General features: G+C 54.9%; 19 protein-coding genes. 15 read left to right on the forward strand and 4 right to left on the reverse strand.

Features of this window, described 5'->3' with window-relative positions; genetic code table 11:
• Window positions 1-27: 27 nt before the first annotated feature.
• Entirely contained in the window at window positions 28-834 is an 807-nt protein-coding gene (locus tag L466_RS20070) for a dienelactone hydrolase family protein (RefSeq protein WP_014172118.1), read from the reverse strand.
• 255 nt (window positions 835-1,089) lie between these two features.
• Here L466_RS20070 and udp point away from each other — a divergent pair, with 255 nt between their 5' ends.
• The 9 genes from udp (at window position 1,090) to tatD (ending at window position 8,998) form a co-directional block, all read left to right on the forward strand.
• Complete coding sequence (gene udp / locus L466_RS20065; RefSeq protein ID WP_003860792.1) at window positions 1,090-1,851, forward strand: uridine phosphorylase; 762 nt, start codon at window positions 1,090-1,092, stop codon at window positions 1,849-1,851.
• Between the two features lie 137 nt (window positions 1,852-1,988).
• Window positions 1,989-3,446, forward strand: coding sequence for a DNA recombination protein RmuC (gene rmuC / locus L466_RS20060; RefSeq protein WP_014172116.1), 1,458 nt, complete (start codon window positions 1,989-1,991; stop codon window positions 3,444-3,446).
• Between the two features lie 66 nt (window positions 3,447-3,512).
• Window positions 3,513-4,268 carry a bifunctional demethylmenaquinone methyltransferase/2-methoxy-6-polyprenyl-1,4-benzoquinol methylase UbiE gene (ubiE, locus tag L466_RS20055; protein ID WP_014172115.1) on the forward strand — a complete coding sequence of 252 codons (756 nt, stop codon included), beginning with the start codon at window positions 3,513-3,515 and terminating at the stop codon, window positions 4,266-4,268.
• 13 nt (window positions 4,269-4,281) lie between these two features.
• Complete coding sequence (gene ubiJ / locus L466_RS20050) at window positions 4,282-4,887, forward strand: ubiquinone biosynthesis protein UbiJ (protein ID WP_032680095.1); 606 nt, start codon at window positions 4,282-4,284, stop codon at window positions 4,885-4,887.
• Window positions 4,884-6,524 (forward strand): ubiquinone biosynthesis regulatory protein kinase UbiB, encoded by a 1,641-nt coding sequence (ubiB, locus tag L466_RS20045; RefSeq protein ID WP_032680096.1) that lies wholly within the window; start codon window positions 4,884-4,886, stop codon window positions 6,522-6,524. The genes ubiJ and ubiB overlap by 4 nt, the downstream gene beginning before the upstream one ends.
• A gap of 76 nt (window positions 6,525-6,600) precedes the next feature.
• Window positions 6,601-6,855, forward strand: coding sequence for a Sec-independent protein translocase subunit TatA (gene tatA / locus L466_RS20040; protein ID WP_020882874.1), 255 nt, complete (start codon window positions 6,601-6,603; stop codon window positions 6,853-6,855).
• A 3-nt stretch (window positions 6,856-6,858) separates the two neighbouring features.
• Window positions 6,859-7,401, forward strand: coding sequence for a Sec-independent protein translocase protein TatB (tatB, locus tag L466_RS20035; RefSeq protein ID WP_032679208.1), 543 nt, complete (start codon window positions 6,859-6,861; stop codon window positions 7,399-7,401).
• A gap of 2 nt (window positions 7,402-7,403) precedes the next feature.
• Complete coding sequence (gene tatC, locus L466_RS20030) at window positions 7,404-8,174, forward strand: Sec-independent protein translocase subunit TatC (RefSeq protein WP_014172110.1); 771 nt, start codon at window positions 7,404-7,406, stop codon at window positions 8,172-8,174.
• 41 nt (window positions 8,175-8,215) lie between these two features.
• Window positions 8,216-8,998: a 3'-5' ssDNA/RNA exonuclease TatD gene (gene tatD, locus L466_RS20025; RefSeq protein ID WP_032680097.1), complete on the forward strand. Its 783-nt coding sequence runs from the start codon at window positions 8,216-8,218 to the stop codon at window positions 8,996-8,998.
• Here the strand turns inward: tatD and rfaH are convergent.
• Window positions 8,995-9,486 (reverse strand): transcription/translation regulatory transformer protein RfaH, encoded by a 492-nt coding sequence (gene rfaH / locus L466_RS20020; RefSeq protein WP_020882871.1) that lies wholly within the window; start codon window positions 9,484-9,486, stop codon window positions 8,995-8,997. The genes tatD and rfaH overlap by 4 nt on opposite strands.
• 170 nt (window positions 9,487-9,656) lie before the next feature.
• On the opposite strand from rfaH, the gene ubiD reads away from it, so the two are divergent.
• Entirely contained in the window at window positions 9,657-11,162 is a 1,506-nt protein-coding gene (gene ubiD, locus L466_RS20015; RefSeq protein ID WP_032680098.1) for a 4-hydroxy-3-polyprenylbenzoate decarboxylase, read from the forward strand.
• A 30-nt stretch (window positions 11,163-11,192) separates the two neighbouring features.
• Window positions 11,193-11,894 (forward strand): NAD(P)H-flavin reductase, encoded by a 702-nt coding sequence (fre, locus tag L466_RS20010; protein ID WP_014172106.1) that lies wholly within the window; start codon window positions 11,193-11,195, stop codon window positions 11,892-11,894.
• Between the two features lie 182 nt (window positions 11,895-12,076).
• On the opposite strand, the gene fadA is transcribed toward fre, so the two are convergent.
• Window positions 12,077-13,240: an acetyl-CoA C-acyltransferase FadA gene (gene fadA / locus L466_RS20005; RefSeq protein WP_014172105.1), complete on the reverse strand. Its 1,164-nt coding sequence runs from the start codon at window positions 13,238-13,240 to the stop codon at window positions 12,077-12,079.
• 9 nt (window positions 13,241-13,249) lie between these two features.
• Window positions 13,250-15,439, reverse strand: a complete 2,190-nt coding sequence (fadB, locus tag L466_RS20000; protein WP_032680099.1) for a fatty acid oxidation complex subunit alpha FadB — start codon at window positions 15,437-15,439, stop codon at window positions 13,250-13,252.
• A 190-nt stretch (window positions 15,440-15,629) separates the two neighbouring features.
• Here fadB and pepQ point away from each other — a divergent pair, with 190 nt between their 5' ends.
• From pepQ to hemG, 4 genes are read left to right on the forward strand one after another with little or no spacing between them, the layout of a single operon-like run.
• A complete protein-coding gene (gene pepQ, locus L466_RS19995; protein WP_025202792.1) occupies window positions 15,630-16,961 on the forward strand; it encodes a Xaa-Pro dipeptidase in 1,332 nt (443 codons plus the stop codon).
• Window positions 16,961-17,575, forward strand: a complete 615-nt coding sequence (locus L466_RS19990; RefSeq protein WP_020882868.1) for an IMPACT family protein — start codon at window positions 16,961-16,963, stop codon at window positions 17,573-17,575. Before pepQ ends, L466_RS19990 begins: the two co-directional genes overlap by 1 nt.
• Before the next feature lie 41 nt (window positions 17,576-17,616).
• Entirely contained in the window at window positions 17,617-19,068 is a 1,452-nt protein-coding gene (gene trkH, locus L466_RS19985; RefSeq protein WP_025202793.1) for a Trk system potassium transporter TrkH, read from the forward strand.
• A 10-nt stretch (window positions 19,069-19,078) separates the two neighbouring features.
• A complete protein-coding gene (hemG, locus tag L466_RS19980; RefSeq protein WP_020882866.1) occupies window positions 19,079-19,624 on the forward strand; it encodes a menaquinone-dependent protoporphyrinogen IX dehydrogenase in 546 nt (181 codons plus the stop codon).
• Window positions 19,625-19,969: the final 345 nt, after the last annotated feature.

A 19,969-nucleotide genomic window follows, 5' to 3' on the forward strand; every position in this document is an offset into this window, starting at 1 on the left:
AGGCGTAGCCGCGACCGGGCTTTTGTTTTACGCTTTTTTCCCGCCGTACTGGCTGAACCATGCCAGCATCCGCTGCCAGCCATCTTTAGCCGATTCCGCGTGATAGCTCGGACGATAGTCGGCATTAAAGGCGTGGCCGGCATCCGGGTAAACGATGATTTCAGCTTTTGCATTGGCTGCGCGGAGCGCATGGCGCATGGTCTCTACCGTATCAAGCGGGATCCCGGTGTCCTGGCCGCCATAAAGCCCTAAGACTGGGGCATTTAACTCGGTGGCGATATCAACGGGATGCTTCGGCGAGTTCAGCGTTTTCTCCCCCACCAGTTTGCCGTACCAGGCAACGGCGGCTTTAAGCTGCGGATTATGTGCGGCATACAGCCAGCTGATACGTCCTCCCCAGCAGAAACCCGTCACCATCAGACGATGTGCGTCGCCGCCATTGCGCGCAGCCCAACTGGCCACGTGGTCCAGATCGGCCAGTACCTGTGCATCCGGCACTTTGCTGACCAGGTTGCTGAACAGCGTCGGTATATCGCTGTAGTCGTTCGGATCGCCCTGACGGAAATAGAGCTCTGGCGCAACAGCCAGATAACCTTCCAGCGCCAGACGGCGGCAAAGGTCGCGAATATGTTCGTGAACGCCGAAAATTTCCTGAACCACAATCACGATGGGCAGCGGGCCGTCGGCCGATTTTGGCCGCGCGTGGTAAGCAGGCATATTCTCCCCCTGTGAGGGGATGGAGGTCTCACCTGCCGTAATGGCCTCTTCAGGTGTTGAGACGATGGTTGATGCATGAGGGGCCGCTGCAGGTGCAAAACCGGTTTTTTCAGTCATGGCATTCTCCGTACCAATGAGTTAGCGCAAAGGTAAATATAGTCACCAGGTTAACAATTCACAGTGCCTGAAACGGTCTATCTTTTGTGCAGCACCTGACGATATAACTTGTTAATGTGATGTGAATCACTATTTCATGGAAATTTACTGCAATCATTTTCATTCATGGTGAGATGTGTCACGTAATTCTGCTTACTGCTTCTGTAAAGTACCTTTTTACTTCTTCTGACTAACCGACCCACAGAGGAGTCACCTATGTCTAAGTCTGATGTTTTTCATCTCGGCCTCACTAAAAACGATTTACAAGGGGCTACGCTGGCTATCGTCCCGGGCGATCCTGAGCGTGTGGAAAAGATCGCCGCGCTGATGGATAAGCCGGTTAAGCTTGCTGCCCATCGTGAATTCACCACCTGGCGCGCTGAGCTGGATGGCAAAGCGGTGATCGTCTGTTCTACCGGTATCGGTGGCCCGTCCACCTCAATTGCTGTTGAAGAGCTGGCGCAGCTGGGCATTCGTACTTTCCTGCGTATCGGGACTACCGGTGCCATTCAGCCGCATATCAACGTTGGCGACGTGCTGGTGACAACCGCTTCCGTGCGTCTGGACGGCGCGAGTCTGCACTTTGCCCCTATGGAATTCCCGGCGGTGGCGGATTTCGAATGCACCACCGCACTGGTTGAAGCCGCGAAATCCGTTGGCGCAACCACCCACGTAGGCGTGACCGCCTCTTCTGATACCTTCTACCCAGGCCAGGAGCGTTATGACACCTTCTCCGGCCGCGTGGTAAGCCGTTTCAAAGGTTCTATGGAAGAGTGGCAGTCTATGGGCGTAATGAACTACGAAATGGAATCTGCAACCTTGCTGACCATGTGCGCAAGCCAGGGTCTGCGTGCCGGTATGGTGGCGGGCGTTATCGTCAACCGTACCCAGCAGGAGATCCCGAACGCGGAAACCATGAAGCAGACCGAAAGTCATGCGGTGAAAATCGTGGTTGAAGCAGCGCGTCGCCTGATCTAATCCCTTCTTATACGAAAAAAGGCCGACCCGTTCGGCCTTTTTTTTGCGTAGCGCCTCGCAGGAAAACCCTTTCAAACTGGACGTTTATACAGCACAATTCTATTTTGTGCAGGTAATACGTTGATGCAGGGGGCATTGTGGATATCTCAATCCTGATTTATGCAGTGATTGCGCTGGTGGGCGTGGGGGCAGGCTGGCTGATTTCCAGCTACCAGCACGCGCAACAAAAGGCCGATCAGCTGGCCGAGCGCGAAGAGATAGTCGCCGATTTAAGCGCAGCAAAACAGCAGGTTGCGCTGAGCGAACACTGGCGTGACGAATGCGAACTGCTCAACAACGAGCTGCGCAATCTTCGCGATATCAACACCTCGCTGGAGGCCGATCTCCGCGAAGTGACTACCCGCCTCGAATCCACCCAGCTGCATGCGGAAGATAAAATCCGCCAGATGATGAACAGCGAGCAACGCCTCAGCGAGCAGTTCGAGAATCTCGCGAACCGCATTTTTGAACACAGCAACCGCCGCGTAGACGAACAAAACCGCCAAAGCCTGAATAGCCTGCTAACGCCCCTGCGTGAACAGCTGGACGGCTTTCGTCGTCAGGTACAGGACAGCTTTGGGCAGGAGGCTCGCGAGCGGCACACGCTGGCGCATGAAATTCGCAATCTTCAGCAGCTGAATGCGCAAATGGCGCAGGAAGCGGTCAACCTGACCCGTGCGCTGAAGGGCGATAACAAAACCCAGGGCAACTGGGGGGAAGTGGTGCTGACCCGCGTGCTGGAGGCCTCTGGCCTGCGGGAAGGGTATGAATACGAAACGCAGGTGAGTATCGAGAACGATGCCCGCTCGCGTATGCAGCCTGATGTGATTGTGCGGCTCCCGCAGGGCAAAGATGTGGTGATAGACGCCAAAATGACGCTGGTGGCTTATGAGCGCTATTTCAATGCGGAAGATGACTACACCCGCGAGTCGGCGCTGCAGGAGCACATCGCCTCCGTGCGTAACCACATTCGTCTGCTGGGCAGAAAAGACTACCAGCAGTTACCCGGCCTGCGCTCGCTGGATTACGTCCTGATGTTTATTCCGGTTGAACCCGCGTTCTTGCTGGCGCTCGACAGACAGCCTGAACTGATTACCGAAGCCCTAAAAAATAACATTATGCTGGTGAGCCCCACCACGCTGCTGGTGGCATTGCGCACTATTGCCAACCTGTGGCGCTATGAACATCAGAGCCGTAATGCGCAGCAGATTGCCGATCGCGCCAGCAAGCTTTACGACAAAATGCGCCTTTTTGTGGATGATATGTCCTCGGTCGGGCAAAGCCTTGACCGCGCCCAGGATAACTATCGCCAGGCGATGAAAAAACTCTCTTCCGGGCGTGGCAACTTACTGGCGCAGGCCGAAGCGTTTCGTTCCCTGGGTGTGGAGGTGAAGCGCGAGATTAATCCGGAATTAGTTGAGCAGGCCACCGCCCAGGATGAAGAGTTTCGCCTGCGCGAAGGCGCTGGCGAACAAAAGACAAACAGTGAAGACAATACGTTAGCGACAGATTTAACGTCAGACGAGCGTCCGGCACGTTTCTTTCGCGAAGGTTGAAACGTAGGGCAAACGCGCCCAATCTGTTACACTTCACGAACATTTTACTGATAAGCAGGCTCTGAGATGGTTGACGATTCACAAGACACGACGCACTTTGGCTTTCAGACTGTCGCCAAAGCGCAGAAAGCTGATATGGTGGCCCACGTATTTCATTCCGTGGCGGCGAAGTACGATGTGATGAATGACTTGATGTCGTTCGGCATTCATCGCTTGTGGAAGCGCTTCACCATCGACTGTAGCGGTGTGCGTCGTGGACAAACGGTACTGGATTTAGCCGGCGGTACAGGCGATTTGACAGCAAAATTCTCCCGTCTGGTGGGCGAAACCGGTCGCGTTGTTCTGGCAGATATTAACGACTCAATGCTCAAAATGGGACGTGAGAAGCTGCGTAACATCGGCGTGGTAGGTAATGTCGAGTATGTGCAGGCGAACGCCGAAGCGCTGCCTTTCCCGGATAATACCTTTGACTGCATCACTATCTCCTTCGGCCTGCGTAACGTCACCGATAAAGAAAAAGCGCTGCGCTCCATGTACCGCGTGTTAAAGCCGGGTGGACGCCTGCTGGTGCTCGAATTCTCCAAACCGATTCTTGAGCCGTTAAGCAAAGCTTACGACGCATACTCATTCCATGTGCTGCCGCGCATTGGTGAGCTGGTGGCAAACGACGCGGAAAGCTATCGGTACCTGGCGGAATCTATCCGTATGCACCCGGATCAGGACACTTTAAAGGCCATGATGCAGGATGCGGAATTCGAGAACGTTGAGTATTTCAACATGACGGCAGGTGTCGTCGCGCTGCATCGCGGTTATAAGTTCTGAGTGGAGGTTTCCCGTGCCCTTTAAACCCTTAGTCACCGCAGGCATCGAGAATGTCCTGAATGCCTTTCTTTACCGCGCACCGGCGCTAAAAGCCGCACGTCAGCGGCTTAACGGCAAGGTGCTGCGTGTTGTTCTGAAAGAGTTCTCGACGCCGCTTGTGCTGGTTTTCAGTGAACGCCAGCTTGACGTTCTGGGTGAGTGGGAAGGTGAAGCCGACTGCTCCGTGATTACGCACATGAGCGTGCTGCCAAAATTACGTGACCGTCAGCAGCTTACGGCGCTTATCCGCAGCGGTGAGCTGGAAGTGGAAGGCGACATTCAGGTCGTACAGAATTTCGTTGCGCTCAGCGATCTGGCCGAGTTTGACCCGGCAGAGCTGCTTGCGCCTTTCATTGGCGACATTGCTGCCGAAGGGATCGGTAAAGCCATTCATGGCGGTACGGCTTTCCTTCGCAAGAGTCTGCAACGGCAGCAACGCTATGCGGCGGAAGTACTGACTGAAGAGTGGCGTATGGCCCCTGGCGCGCTTGAAGTTGCATGGTTTGCGGAAGAGACCGCAGCGGTTGAACGCGCGGTGGATGCCTTAACCAAACGGCTGGAAAAACTGGAGGGCAAATGACGCCTGGTGAAATTCGGCGCCTCTATTTTATCGTCCACACCTTTTTGAGTTACGGGCTCGACGAGCTTATCCCCAAAATGCGTATCACGCTGCTGCTTCGCATCTGGCGGCGGATGTTGTTCTGGATGCCTAATCGTCATAAAGATCAGCCGCTGGGTGAACGTCTTCGCCTGGCGCTCCAGGAGCTGGGCCCGGTATGGATTAAGTTCGGGCAAATGCTCTCGACTCGCCGCGATCTTTTCCCGCCGCAGATTGCCGATGAACTGGCACTGCTGCAGGACCGCGTTGCACCGTTTGACGGTGTGAGAGCGAAAAAACAGATCGAAGAGGCGATGGGCAATATTCCTGTCGAGACATGGTTTGACGATTTCGAAATAGAACCTCTTGCTTCAGCCTCCATCGCCCAGGTGCATACAGCCCGTCTGAAAGAGAACGGCAAAGAGGTGGTTATCAAAGTGATCCGCCCGGACATCATGCCGGTAATCCGAGCGGACATGAAGCTTATCTATCGGCTTGCACGCTGGGTTCCGCGCCTGCTCCCCGACGGACGCCGTTTGCGCCCAATGGAAGTTGTGCGGGAGTATGAAAAAACGCTGATTGATGAATTAAACCTGCTGCGTGAATCGGCAAATGCCATCCAGCTGCGCCGGAACTTTGAAAACAGCCCGATGCTCTATGTGCCGGAAGTGTATTCGGACTACTGCAGCCAGAACATGATGGTAATGGAGCGGATTTACGGTATTCCGGTCTCGGATGTGGCAGCCCTGGAAAAGCAGGGAACCAACATGAAGCTGCTGGCCGAGCGTGGCGTACAGGTCTTCTTTACCCAGGTATTCCGCGACAGCTTTTTCCACGCGGACATGCACCCGGGGAATATCTTCGTCAGTTATGAGCACCCGGAAGACCCGAAATATATCGGTATTGACTGCGGTATTGTGGGCTCGCTGAACAAAGAAGATAAGCGCTATCTCGCTGAGAACTTCATCGCCTTCTTTAACCGTGATTACCGCAAGGTGGCCGAGCTGCACGTTGATTCTGGCTGGGTTCCGCCGGACACCAACGTCGAAGAGTTTGAGTTTGCTATCCGTACCGTCTGCGAGCCGATTTTTGAAAAGCCGCTGGCAGAAATTTCCTTCGGACACGTATTGCTGAACCTGTTTAACACGGCACGCCGCTTCAACATGGAAGTGCAGCCACAGTTAGTTTTACTTCAGAAAACATTACTTTACGTTGAAGGTGTAGGTCGACAGCTCTATCCTCAGTTAGACTTATGGAAGACTGCGAAACCTTTCCTTGAATCCTGGATTAAGGATCAGGTGGGCATTCCGGCGCTGGTGCGCTCTATTAAAGAGAAAGGCCCGTTCTGGATAGAAAAAATGCCTGATATTCCTGAACTGATTTACGACAGTTTGCGTCAGAGCAAGAACCTTCAGCACAGCATGGATAAAATCGCCCGCGAGCTTCAGTCCAGCCGTGTTCGACAGGGGCAGTCGCGCTATCTCTTTGGCATTGGAGCAACGCTGCTGCTGAGTGGTACGCTGTTGCTGATTACTCGCCCTGACTGGCAGATGATGCCCGCCTGGCTGATGGCTGGCGGTGTTGTGGTCTGGCTCGCCGGCTGGAGAAAAACGCGCTGATTTTGCGTCGCTATCGACGGGTCGCCTACGTATAATGCGACCTGACTCATTAATCATCTATCCCTGAGGTACATGTATGGGTGGTATCAGTATCTGGCAATTGTTGATCATTGCCGTCATCGTCGTGCTGCTGTTTGGCACGAAAAAGCTCGGTTCTATCGGCTCCGATCTGGGCGCGTCTATCAAAGGCTTCAAGAAAGCGATGAGCGATGATGAGAGCAAGCAGGATAAAACCAGCCAGGATGCTGACTTTACTGCTAAATCCATCTCCGACAAGCAGGAAGAGGCGAAAAAAGAAGACGCTAAACGCCACGATAAAGAGCAGGTGTAATTCGTGTTCGACATTGGTTTTAGTGAGCTGCTGCTGGTCTTTGTGATTGGCCTGATAGTGTTAGGACCCCAGCGTCTGCCGGTGGCGGTGAAAACCGTTGTGGGCTGGGTACGCGCGCTGAGATCGCTGGCTTCGACCGTACAAAATGAGCTGGCGCAGGAACTTAAGCTGCAGGAGTTTCAGGAAAGCCTGAAAAAGGTGGAAAAGGCGAGCATGGATAACCTGACGCCTGAACTGAAAGCCTCAATGGATGAACTGCGTGAAGCGGCAGAATCCATGAAGCGCTCCTACAGCGTCAACGATCCTGAAAAGGCGAGCGATGAAGCCAACACCATCCACAACCCGGTGGTGAAGGACAGCGAAGCGCAGCGCGAGGGCGTTACGCCTGCCAGCGCGGAGCATCAGGCTACCGCGCCTGAACAAACGCCGCAGGAATCTGAACCGAAAAAACAGACGCAGCCGGAAGCACCGGTAGTAAAAGCGGCTGACGTTAAGCCTGCCGCGCCTGTTTCCGAATCATCCCCCTCGTCGAGTGATAAAGCGTAAACATGGCAGTAGATGATACCCAACCGCTGATTACGCACCTCATAGAGCTGCGTAAGCGCCTGTTAAACTGCATTATCGCGGTTTTCCTCATTTTCTTATGCCTGGTCTATTTCGCCAATGATATCTACCAGGTTGTCTCTGCGCCGCTGATCAAGCAGATGCCGCTGGGGGCAACGATGATCGCAACGGACGTTGCATCACCGTTCTTTACCCCTATTAAGCTCACATTCTGGGTATCGCTGATTGCCTCTGCGCCGGTCATTCTTTATCAGGTGTGGGCGTTTGTGGCGCCAGCGCTGTACAAGCATGAACGCAAGCTGGTGATCCCGCTGCTGGTATCCAGCTCGCTGCTGTTCTATATCGGCATGGCGTTCGCCTACTTTGTTGTCTTCCCGCTGGCCTTTGGCTTCCTGACGCATACCGCGCCGGAAGGGGTTCAGGTGTCGACGGATATCGCCAGCTACCTCAGCTTTGTGATGGCGCTGTTTATGGCGTTCGGTGTGGCATTCGAAGTGCCGGTAGCCATTGTGCTGCTTTGCTGGGTAGGAGTGACGACCCCTGATGACCTGCGTAAGAAGCGCCCGTATATCCTGGTCGGCGCGTTTGTGGTTGGCATGCTGCTCACACCACCTGACGTCTTCTCACAAACGCTGCTGGCAATACCGATGTATTGTCTGTTTGAAGTCGGCGTATTCTTCTCGCGTTTCTACGTGGGAAAAGGGCGTCGGTCGGATGACGAAGACGATACGTCGGAAAAGACCACTGAAGAGTAAAACCAGCCGCCCGTCAGGGCGGTTGTGCTATGGGGAATCGCATGTTTGATATCGGACTCAACCTGACCAGCTCGCAGTTTGCGAAAGACTGCGATGAAGTCGTCGCGCGTGCTTTTGCCGCCGGGGTGAAAGGACTGCTCCTGACGGGAACCAACCTGCATGAAAGCGAGCAGGCGCAACAGCTTGCTCAACGCTATGATCGCTGCTGGTCAACCGCTGGCGTGCATCCTCATGACAGCAGCCAGTGGACGCCGCAGAGCGCTGAAATCATACACAGGCTGGCGAAAACCCCTGAAGTCGTGGCCATTGGCGAATGTGGTCTCGATTTCAACCGTAACTTTTCCACGCCAGCCGAACAGGAAAACGCCTTCACCGCCCAGCTCGCCCTGGCGGCAGAGCTTGGAATGCCTGTGTTTATGCACTGCCGTGACGCGCATGAGCGATTCCTCGCCTTACTGGAACCCTGGCTCGATAAACTGCCCGGTGCGGTACTGCACTGCTTTACCGGTTCACGGCAGGAAGCGCTGGATTGTCTGGAACGCGGGTTATATCTGGGCATTACCGGCTGGGTTTGCGATGAACGTCGCGGGCTTGAGCTTCGCGAGCTGTTGCAGGTGATCCCGGCGGACCGCTTGCTTGTTGAAACCGACGCACCTTATCTGCTGCCGCGAGATATGCAACCCAAACCGGCTTCTCGACGTAACGAACCGGCCTATCTGGGGCATATTCTTGAGAGCGTAGCGCGCTGGCGCGGAGAAGACCCGCACTGGCTGTGCGCACAGACGGATGACAACGTGCGTCGCCTGTTCGGGATAGACGTTTAAACTTTGCGGAAGTCGGTGTTTTTCACGCTCTGCAATACCTGCTTATTCAGCAGGTTGAGCAGCAGCATGGAGCGTGCTTCACCGTCAGGCTCGGCGAAAATCGCCTGTAAGCCCTCGAAAGCCCCTTCAGTGATGACGACGCTGTCGCCTGCGTAGGGGGTTTCCGGATCGGTGATGCCTTCAGGTTGCTGGTACACCGAAAGCTGATGAATCACCGTTGACGGGACCGTGGCCGGGTGAGCGCCAAAACGCACAAAGTGGCTGACACCGCGTGTGGCGCTGATGGTCGTGGTGTGAATCACTTCCGGGTCGAACTCAACGAACAGATAGTTCGGGAATAATGGCTCACTGACGGTCGTGCGCTTCCCGCGCTGCATTTTTTCAAGCGTGATCACGGGTGTCAGGCAATTTACAGACTGACGTTCAAGATGTTCCTGCGCGCGCTGAAGTTGCCCGCGTTTGCAATACAGTAAATACCAGGCCTGCATAATCACTCTTTCCCTTAGTTCGGGGCGCAAGCATATCAAAACCCTGGCGGGATCGCTAAGTTGATTATAATGGGGGAAAAGGGAACAGAATGCATAAGTTCACGCTAATTTAACAAAATTACAGCATCAAGCAGGCTTACGCCGTATAATGAAGCGCTTACAGAGAGGCCATGACTAACTGCATGAAATACCACGATCTCCGCGACTTCCTGACGCTGCTGGAAAAGCAGGGCGAACTCAAACGCATTACACTTCCTGTTGATCCTTATCTGGAAATGACAGAAATTGCTGACCGCACCCTGCGTGCCGGTGGCCCCGCTTTACTGTTTGAAAACCCAAAAGGGTATTCGATGCCGGTGCTGTGCAACCTGTTTGGCACACCGCGCCGTGTGGCGTTGGGGATGGGACAGGAGGACGTCACGGCGCTGCGCGAAGTGGGTAAACTGCTGGCGTTTCTGAAAGAGCCAGAACCACCGAAAGGTTTCCGCGATCTGTTCGATAAACTGCCGCAGTTTAAGCAGGTGCTAAACATGCCAACCAAACGTCTGCGCGGCGCACCGTGTCAGCAGAAAGTGCTGGAAGGCGATGCGGTGGATCTGACTAAAATTCCGGTCATGCAATGCTGGCCTGAAGATGCTGCGCCGCTTATCACCTGGGGGCTCACCGTCACGCGTGGTCCGCACAAAGAGCGACAAAATCTGGGTATTTACCGCCAGCAGCTGATTGGCAAGAATAAGCTCATCATGCGCTGGTTGTCACATCGTGGCGGCGCCCTGGATTTCCAGGAGTGGTGTACTGAACACCCGGGCGAGCGTTTCCCGGTTTCCGTTGCGTTAGGCGCCGATCCGGCCACGATTCTGGGGGCGGTAACGCCAGTGCCGGATACGCTGTCCGAATATGCCTTTGCAGGCCTGCTGCGCGGAACCAAAACCGAAGTCGTGAAGTGTATTTCTAATGACCTTGAAGTTCCTGCCAGCGCGGAGATCGTTCTGGAAGGTTACCTTGAGCAGGGCGAAATGGCACCGGAAGGGCCATACGGTGACCACACTGGCTATTACAACGAAGTTGATAACTTCCCGGTGTTTACCGTCACGCACATCACCCAGCGTGAAGATGCGATTTACCACTCCACCTATACCGGACGTCCACCGGATGAACCGGCGGTACTGGGAGTGGCGCTGAACGAAGTGTTTGTGCCGATCCTGCAAAAGCAGTTCCCGGAAATTGTTGATTTTTACCTGCCGCCGGAAGGGTGTTCGTATCGCCTGGCGGTGGTGACGATGAAGAAGCAATATCCTGGTCACGCTAAACGCGTGATGATGGGCGTATGGTCTTTCCTGCGCCAGTTTATGTATACCAAATTTGTTATTGTCTGCGATGATGATGTTAACGCCCGCGACTGGAATGACGTTATCTGGGCCATTACTACGCGAATGGATCCGGCGCGCGATACGGTGTTAGTCGAAAACACGCCGATAGATTATCTGGATTTTGCCTCGCCGGTCTCCGGTCTTGGCTCAAAAATGGGACTGGATGCCACAAACAAATGGCCCGGCGAAACCGAGCGTGAATGGGGTCGACCGATCAAAAAAGATCCTGCCGTGACCGCGCGCATTGACGCGATCTGGGATGAACTGGCCATAATGAATAACGGTAAACCTGAAACAGGCCGTTAAGCCCTATAGACTTCACGACAGAGAGAGCGAATGACAACCTTAAGCTGTAAAGTGACCTCGGTAGATGCTATCACCGACACCGTATATCGCGTCCGTTTAGTACCTGAAGCGGCATTCTCTTTCCGCGCCGGTCAGTACTTGATGGTCGTGATGGATGAGCGTGATAAGCGTCCCTTCTCTATGGCTTCTACGCCAGCAGAGCAGGAATTTATTGAGCTTCATATTGGTGCGTCTGAGCTTAACCTGTATGCGATGGCCGTCATGGATCGCATTCTGAAAGAACGTGAAATCGTGGTAGATATTCCTCACGGTGATGCCTGGCTGCGTGAAGATGAAGACCGTCCGCTGATCCTGATTGCGGGGGGAACAGGTTTCTCTTACGTGCGCTCTATCCTGCTGACGGCCCTGGCGCGTAACCCGGATCGCGATATCACCATCTACTGGGGCGGCCGCGAAGAGAAACATCTCTACGACCTGTCTGAACTGGAAGCATTAAGCGTCAATCATCCACACCTGCGTATTGAGCCGGTGGTGGAGCAGCCTGAAGAGGGCTGGCGTGGGCGCAGCGGTACGGTGCTGACGGCGGTGCTGCAGGATCACGGCACGCTGGCGGGACATGATATCTATATTGCTGGCCGTTTTGAGATGGCGAAAATTGCCCGTGACCTGTTCTGCAACGAACGTGACGCGCGTGAAGACCGTCTCTTCGGCGATGCGTTCGCGTTCATTTAAATAAAAAACCCGCCCCTGACAGGCGGGAAGAACGGCAACTAAACTTTATCTCTTCGCCACTGGCGCCATAACTGCGTTGGCTGCGCGTGCTCACCCGAATTCCTTACTTCCGTAAGCGCATCGGGCGCCGCTCGCGTGCCGCCGTGTTCTGGCGACACTGGCTGTAAGAACCCCTCGAAGAATTACACTCGCTCAAATACCGTCGCGATACCCTGACCCAGCCCGATACACATCGTCGCCAGACCAAACTGAGCGTCTTTGCGTTCCATCAGGTTAATCAGCGTGGTGCTGATGCGTGCCCCGGAACAACCCAGCGGGTGACCGAGGGCGATCGCGCCGCCATTGAGGTTAATCTTGTCGTCTATCTGATCCATCAGGCCCAGATCTTTGATGCACGGCAGGATCTGCGCGGCAAAGGCTTCGTTCATCTCAAACAGATCGATATCACTGGTGGTTAAGCCTGCTTTTTTCAGCGCCAGCTTCGAGGCCGGCACCGGACCGTAACCCATAATGGACGGATCGCAACCCACCACCGCCATCGAACGCACCCGGGCGCGAGGCGTCAGGCCTAACTCGCGGGCACGGCTTTCACTCATCACCAGCATCGCGGCGGCCCCGTCAGATAGGGCAGACGAGGTGCCTGCCGTTACCGTACCGGTGACCGGGTCAAACGCCGGGCGCAGCGTAGAAAGGGTTTCTACAGTGGTTTCCGGGCGAATCACTTCATCGTAGCTGAACTGCTTCAAAACGCCGTCAGCATCGTGACCACCGGTTGGGATGATCTCATGCTTAAATGCGCCGGATTGCGTTGCGGCCCAGGCGCGTGCGTGGGAGCGCGCAGCAAAGGTATCCTGCATTTCGCGGCTGATGCCGTGGAGGCGGGAAAGCATCTCAGCGGTCAGGCCCATCATTCCCGCCGCTTTCGCCACGTTACGGCTCATACCCGGGTGGAAATCAACCCCGTGGCTCATCGGCACGTGGCCCATGTGCTCCACGCCGCCGACCAGACAGGCCTGTGCATCACCGGTCATGATCATGCGTGCCGCATCGTGCAGCGCCTGCATTGACGAACCACACAGACGGTTAACGGTCACCGCCGGAACTGAATGCGGGATCTCCGCCAGCAGCGAAGCGTTACGGGCGATGTTAAAGCCCTGTTCGAGGGTTTGTTGTACACAGCCCCAGTAAATATCGTCGAGCGCAGCGGGATCCAGTGCCGGGTTACGCGCCAGCAGGCTACGCATCAGGTGCGCGGAGAGGTCTTCCGCGCGCACATTACGGAATGCACCGCCTTTTGAACGGCCCATCGGGGTGCGAATCGCATCAACAATGACAACCTTTTCCATTGTGACTCCTTAAGCCGTTTTCAGCTCGCCAACCGGACGGGCTGGCTCAACTGCTGGGTAATAGGGTTCGTTATGGCGCGCTTTGTTACGCAGACCTTCCGGCACGTCATACAGCGGGCCGAGGTGCTGGTACTGCTGAGCCATATCGAGATAACGGGCGCTGCCGAGCGTATCCAGCCAGCGGAACGCGCCGCCGTGGAACGGAGGGAAGCCGAGGCCGTACACCAGTGCCATATCCGCTTCTGCCGGGCTGGCGATAATGCCTTCTTCCAGGCAACGCACCACTTCGTTGATCATTGGAATCATCATTCGGGCGATGATTTCATCGTCGGTGAAGTCACGTTTCGGCTGGCTGACGTCGGCCAGCAGGCCATCCACCGCCGCGTCTTCTTCTTTCTTCGGTTTGCCTTTGCTGTCTTCTTTATAACGCCAGAAGCCCAGGCCGTTTTTCTGACCAAAGCGGCTGGCGTCAAACAGGGCGTCAATCGCGTCGCGGTAATCTTTCTGCATGCGCTGCGGGAAGCCTGCCGCCATCACCGCCTGGGCGTGGTGTGCGGTGTCAATGCCGACCACATCCAGCAGATACGCCGGGCCCATCGGCCAGCCGAACTGTTTTTCCATCACTTTGTCGACTTTGCGGAAATCCGCACCGTCGCGCAGGAGCTGGCTGAAACCGGCGAAGTACGGGAACAGCACGCGGTTGACGAAGAAGCCCGGACAGTCGTTGACCACGATTGGGGTTTTGCCCATTTTGCTGGCCCATGCCACGACTTTGGCGATCGTTTCGTCAGAGGTTTTTTCCCCACGGATCACTTCGACAAGCGGCATACGGTGCACCGGGTTAAAGAAGTGCATACCGCAGAAGTTTTCCGGGCGCTTCAGAACGCCTGCCAGTTCGCTAATCGGGATGGTGGAGGTGTTTGAGGCCAGTACGGTATCAGGACGAACCTTCTCTTCGGTTTCCGCCAGCACCGCTTTTTTGACTTTCGGGTTCTCAACGACCGCTTCAACGACCACATCCACACGGTCGAAACCGCTATAGTCCAGGGTCGGGTGGATTGTCGAGATCACCCCTGAGAGTTTCAGACCGTCAATTTTGCCGCGTTCCAGCTGTTTATTCAGCAGCTTGGCCGCTTCGGTCATGCCCAGCGTCAGGGATTTCTCGCTGATGTCTTTCATCACCACAGGCACGCCTTTCCAGGCCGACTGATAAGCGATGCCGCCGCCCATAATGCCTGCACCGAGTACCGCCGCCTGTTTTGGCGTCTCAACATTTTTGGTCAGCTGTTTCGCCTTACCTTTCACGAATTGATCGTTCAGGAAGATGCCCACCAGTGCGCGAGCTTCATTAGTGTGCGCCAGCGGAACAAAGCTTTGGTTTTCCAGTTTCAGCGCTTCATCACGGCCAAAGCGGGCCGCGGCTTCAATCGTTTTAACGGCGGTAATGGGCGCGGGGTAGTGTTTGCCTGCCGTCTGCATCACCATCCCTTTGGCGATGGTGAAGCTCATGGCGGCTTCAATTTTGCTGAGTTTCAACGGTTCAAGCTTCGGCTGACGTTTGGCTTTCCAGTCGAGGTCGCCATTAATGGCCTGATGGAGAATGGCGAGGGAGCCTTCAATCAGTTTTTCTGGTTTAACCACACCGTCCACCAGGCCTATTTTCTGCGCCTGTTCCGCCCCGACATCTTTACCGGCGGCGATGATCTCCAGGGCGCTATCGGCACCCAGCATGCGTGGCATGCGTACGGAACCGCCAAAGCCTGGCATGATGCCCAGTTTTGTTTCCGGCAGGCCGATGCGCAGGTCTGGCGTGGCCAGACGATAGTCGGTCGCCAGCACGCACTCGCAGCCGCCGCCCAGCGCGTAGCCGTTAACGGCGGAGACTGTCGGAACAGGCAGATCTTCCAGACGATTAAAGACGCTGTTGGCAAAGTGCAGCCACTGGCTCAGCTGTTCTTCCGGGACCTGGAACAGTGAAAGGAATTCGGTGATATCTGCACCGACAATAAAAGCCGCTTTGTTTGAGCGCAGCAGCAGCCCTTTTAATTCAGATTGTTTTTCAAGCACATCCAGCGCCTGGCCAAGACTGGCCACCGTCGCGGTATCAAGCTTGTTGACTGAGCCGGGGGCATCGAACACCAGTTCGGCAATGCCATCTTCCAGCCAGTTGAGGTACAGGGTGTCGCCTTTGTAGAGCATGTCAGTCTCCTGAATCCAGCAAGTGGATCTGGTCATACCAGATGAGACGGAGTGTGGGATTTATGTTAATAAAATGCAAATTTCTCATTAAGAAATTGCTGCATTGATCACGGTCGGTGGAAATCACGCAGTCGGAGTCAGGTGTGCTAAGATGCGATGACTTGAGCTCAGAAAAATGAAAGGAAGAAAGATGGACTCACTGGCTTCGCTTTATAAAAATCATATCGTTACCCTACAGGAACGTACCCGTGATGTACTGGCGCGCTTTAAGCTGGATGCGCTGTTAATCCACTCCGGAGAGCTGATTAACACCTTCCTGGATGACCATGCGTATCCGTTTAAGGTCAACCCGCAGTTCAAAGCCTGGGTGCCGGTCACGCAGGTCCCAAATTGCTGGTTGCTGGTGGACGGGGTGAACAAGCCGAAACTGTGGTTCTATCTGCCTGTCGATTACTGGCACAACGTTGAGCCGCTGCCGACCAGCTTCTGGACGGAAGAAGTGGACGTTATCGCTTTACCAAAAGCCGATGGCATTGGCAGCCTCCTGCCAGCCGGGCGCGGCAATATTGCTTATATTGGCCCGGTTCCCGAGCGTGCGCTCGGTCTGGATATTCCGGCGGATAAACTCAATCCGAAAGGGGTTCTGGATTATCTGCACTACTATCGCGCTTATAAGACCGACTACGAACTTTACTGCATGCGTGAAGCGCAAAAAACGGCGGTAAATGGTCACCGTGCTGCGCATGAAGCGTTCCAGTCTGGCATGAGCGAGTTCGATATTAACCAGGCGTATCTGACCGCCACCGGCCACCGTGACACTGATGTCCCTTACAGCAACATCGTGGCGCTGAATGAGCATGCGTCCGTTCTGCACTACACCAGGCTCGATCACCAGGTGCCATCCGAGTTGCGCAGCTTCCTGTTGGACGCTGGGGCAGAGTACAACGGCTATGCGGCCGACCTGACCCGCACCTGGGCGGCAAATGCGGATACCGATTTTGCACAGTTGATTAAAGACGTTAACGATGAGCAACTGGCGCTTATTGGCACCATGAAAGCGGGAACCAGCTATGTGGATTACCACATCCAGTTCCATCAGCGCATCGCTAAACTGCTGCGTAAGCACCAGATCGTGAAAGACATGAGCGAAGAGGCGATGGTGGAAAACGATCTGACCGGGCCGTTCATGCCGCACGGTATTGGTCACCCGCTGGGCCTGCAGGTTCATGATGTTGCCGGTTTTATGCAGGACGATACCGGTACGCACCTGGCCGCGCCGTCTAAATATCCTTACCTGCGCTGCACGCGTATTCTTGAGCCGCGTATGGTGCTGACCATCGAGCCGGGTATCTACTTTATCGAATCGCTGTTAGCGCCATGGCGTGAAGGCCCGTTCAGCAAGCACTTCAACTGGGACAAAATTGAAGCGCTGAAACCGTTTGGCGGTATTCGTATCGAAGACAACGTGGTGATCCACGAAAACGGTATTGAGAATATGACGCGAGACCTGAAGCTGGCCTGATGGATAGCTGGCTGATACCGGCTGAACCGGTCACCTTTGTTGAGGAAATTAAGAAGAGCCGATTCATTACGCTGCTGGCACATACAGACGGCGTTGAGGCGGCAAAAGCGTTTGTTGAGTCCGTTCGCGCGCAGCACCCTGACGCACGTCACCATTGCGTGGCATGGGTGGCAGGGCCGCCGAACGATTCACAACAGCTGGGGTTTTCCGATGACGGTGAACCGGCAGGCACAGCCGGTAAACCCATGCTCTCCCAGTTGATGGGCAGCGGCGTGGGTGAAATCACCGCCGTGGTCGTTCGCTACTACGGCGGTATTTTATTAGGCACGGGTGGACTGGTTAAAGCGTATGGCGGTGGGGTTCAGCAGGCACTGAATATGCTGATTACCACCCGCAAAACGCCGCTCACCGAATATACTTTATTGTGCGATTACGGCCAGTTATCCGGCATTGAGGCATTGCTAAAGCAGTTTAACGGCGTCATCGCGCACAGTGACTATCAGGCAATGGTGCAACTGCGCGTGGCGCTTCCGCAGGCGGAACTGGCTGCTTTTTCAGCAAAGCTGGCGGATTTTAGTCGCGGTTCGTTGCAATTGCTGCCGATTGAAGAATAATCCCCACCTCACTTTTTTGAATACCAAAGGAAGCGGCAGAGATGCATTTTCGTGCCATTACCCGAATCGTTGGACTGCTGGTCATACTTTTTTCCGGGACGATGATTCTCCCTGGACTGGTAGCGCTTATCTACCGGGACGGCGCGGGGCGGGCATTTACCCAGACCTTCTTTGTCGCGCTGGCGATTGGCTCACTGCTGTGGTGGCCAAACCGTCGTCAAAAGGGTGAGCTGAAATCTCGCGAAGGGTTTCTGATTGTTGTTCTGTTCTGGACAGTGCTGGGAAGTGTGGGTGCGCTACCCTTTATCTTCTCTGAGCAGCCTAATCTGACCGTCACGGATGCGTTTTTTGAATCGTTCTCGGGTTTAACGACGACCGGGGCGACCACGCTGGTCGGGCTGGATTCCTTACCGCATGCCATTCTCTTTTATCGCCAGATGCTGCAATGGTTCGGGGGGATGGGGATCATCGTCCTGGCAGTGGCCATCCTGCCTATTCTTGGCGTCGGGGGGATGCAGCTTTACCGTGCGGAAATGCCGGGTCCACTGAAAGATAACAAGATGCGCCCGCGCATAGCCGAGACGGCGAAAACCCTGTGGCTTATCTATGTCTTACTGACGGTCGCCTGTGCGTTAGCATTATGGTTTGCCGGGATGCCTGCATTCGACGCTATCGGGCACAGTTTTGCGACGATCGCCATCGGCGGGTTCTCGACCCACGATGCCAGCGTGGGTTACTTCGACAGCCCCACCATTAACACGATCATTGCCATCTTCCTGCTGATTTCCGGCTGTAACTACGGTCTGCACTTCTCCTTACTCAGCGGGCGTAGCCTGAAGGTGTACTGGCGTGACCCGGAGTTTCGCATGTTCATTGGTGTCCAGCTTACGCTCGTCATCATCTGTACCGTGGTGTTGTGGTTCCACGATGTCTATAACTCCGCGTTGACCACGTTAAATCAGGCGTTCTTCCAGGTGGTGTCGATGGCAACCACCGCCGGTTTTACAACGGACAGTATTGCGCGCTGGCCGCTGTTCCTGCCGGTACTGCTGCTGTGTTCTGCGTTCATCGGGGGTTGTGCGGGGTCGACGGGCGGTGGCCTGAAGGTGATCCGTATTCTGCTGTTGTTTAAGCAGGGGAACCGTGAACTTAAACGTCTGGTCCACCCGAACGCGGTTTACAGCATCAAACTGGGTAACCGTGCCCTGCCGGAACGTATTCTTGAAGCGGTGTGGGGGTTCTTCTCGGCCTATGCGCTGGTCTTCATCGTCAGTATGCTGGCGATTATCGCGACGGGGGTGGATGATTTCTCTGCCTTTGCTTCCGTCGTAGCAACGTTGAATAACCTCGGGCCTGGCCTGGGGGTTGTGGCGGATAACTTTGCCAGTATGAACCCGGTCGCGAAATGGATCCTCATCGCCAACATGCTGTTTGGTCGTCTGGAGGTCTTTACGCTGCTGGTGCTGTTCACCCCAACATTCTGGCGCGAGTAAGGAGTCGTCGGTGAAAACACTTATTCTTTTCTCTACGCGGGATGGGCAAACGCGTGAGATTGCCTCATATCTGGCTTCAGAATTAAAAGAGCTGGGGATTTACTCTGATGTGGTGAACCTGAACCGCACGGAGCAGATAGCCTGGCAGGATTACGACCGTGTGGTTATTGGCGCGTCTATTCGTTACGGGCATTTCCATCCGGCGCTGGATCGTTTTGTGAAAAAGCATACGGCAGTGCTCAATAAACTGCCCGGGGCTTTTTACTCGGTCAATCTGGTGGCGCGTAAACCTGAGAAACGTACGCCGCAGACCAACAGCTATACGCGCAAGTTTCTGTTGAGCTCTCCGTGGCAGCCGGACATCAGCGCCGTCTTTGCCGGCGCGCTGCGTTATCCGCGCTATCGCTGGTATGACCGCTTTATGATTCGCCTCATTATGAAGATGACCGGCGGCGAAACCGATACGCGCAAAGAGGTGGTGTATACCGACTGGTCGCAGGTCGCCAGTTTTGCGCGGGAGATCGCACATTTATCAGGCGATTCGCGGCTTAAATAGGCGTGAAGTTTGAAAAGTGAGCGAACGAAAAGTTTTTTGTATTTTGTGCTTGTCACTTCAGAATAACTCCCTATAATGCGCCTCCACTGACACGGAACAACGGCACACACGCCGCCGGGTTAGCGGGGTTCAGAGATGAACACCAACAGAGATAAGCGAAAATAAATGCTTGACTCTGAATGAGGAAAACGTAATATACGTGACCTCGCGGCGGTGAGCTGTAAGCCGCGTCGCAACTGCTCTTTAACAATTTATCAGACAATCTGTGTGGGCACTCAAAGTGACATGGATTCTTAATGTCTTCGGACAAAAAATGAATACCAAGTCTCTGAGTGAACATACGTA

The organism is Enterobacter sp. BIDMC 30, from assembly GCF_000534355.1.
In the GTDB taxonomy this organism is placed as follows: domain Bacteria; phylum Pseudomonadota; class Gammaproteobacteria; order Enterobacterales; family Enterobacteriaceae; genus Enterobacter; species Enterobacter ludwigii.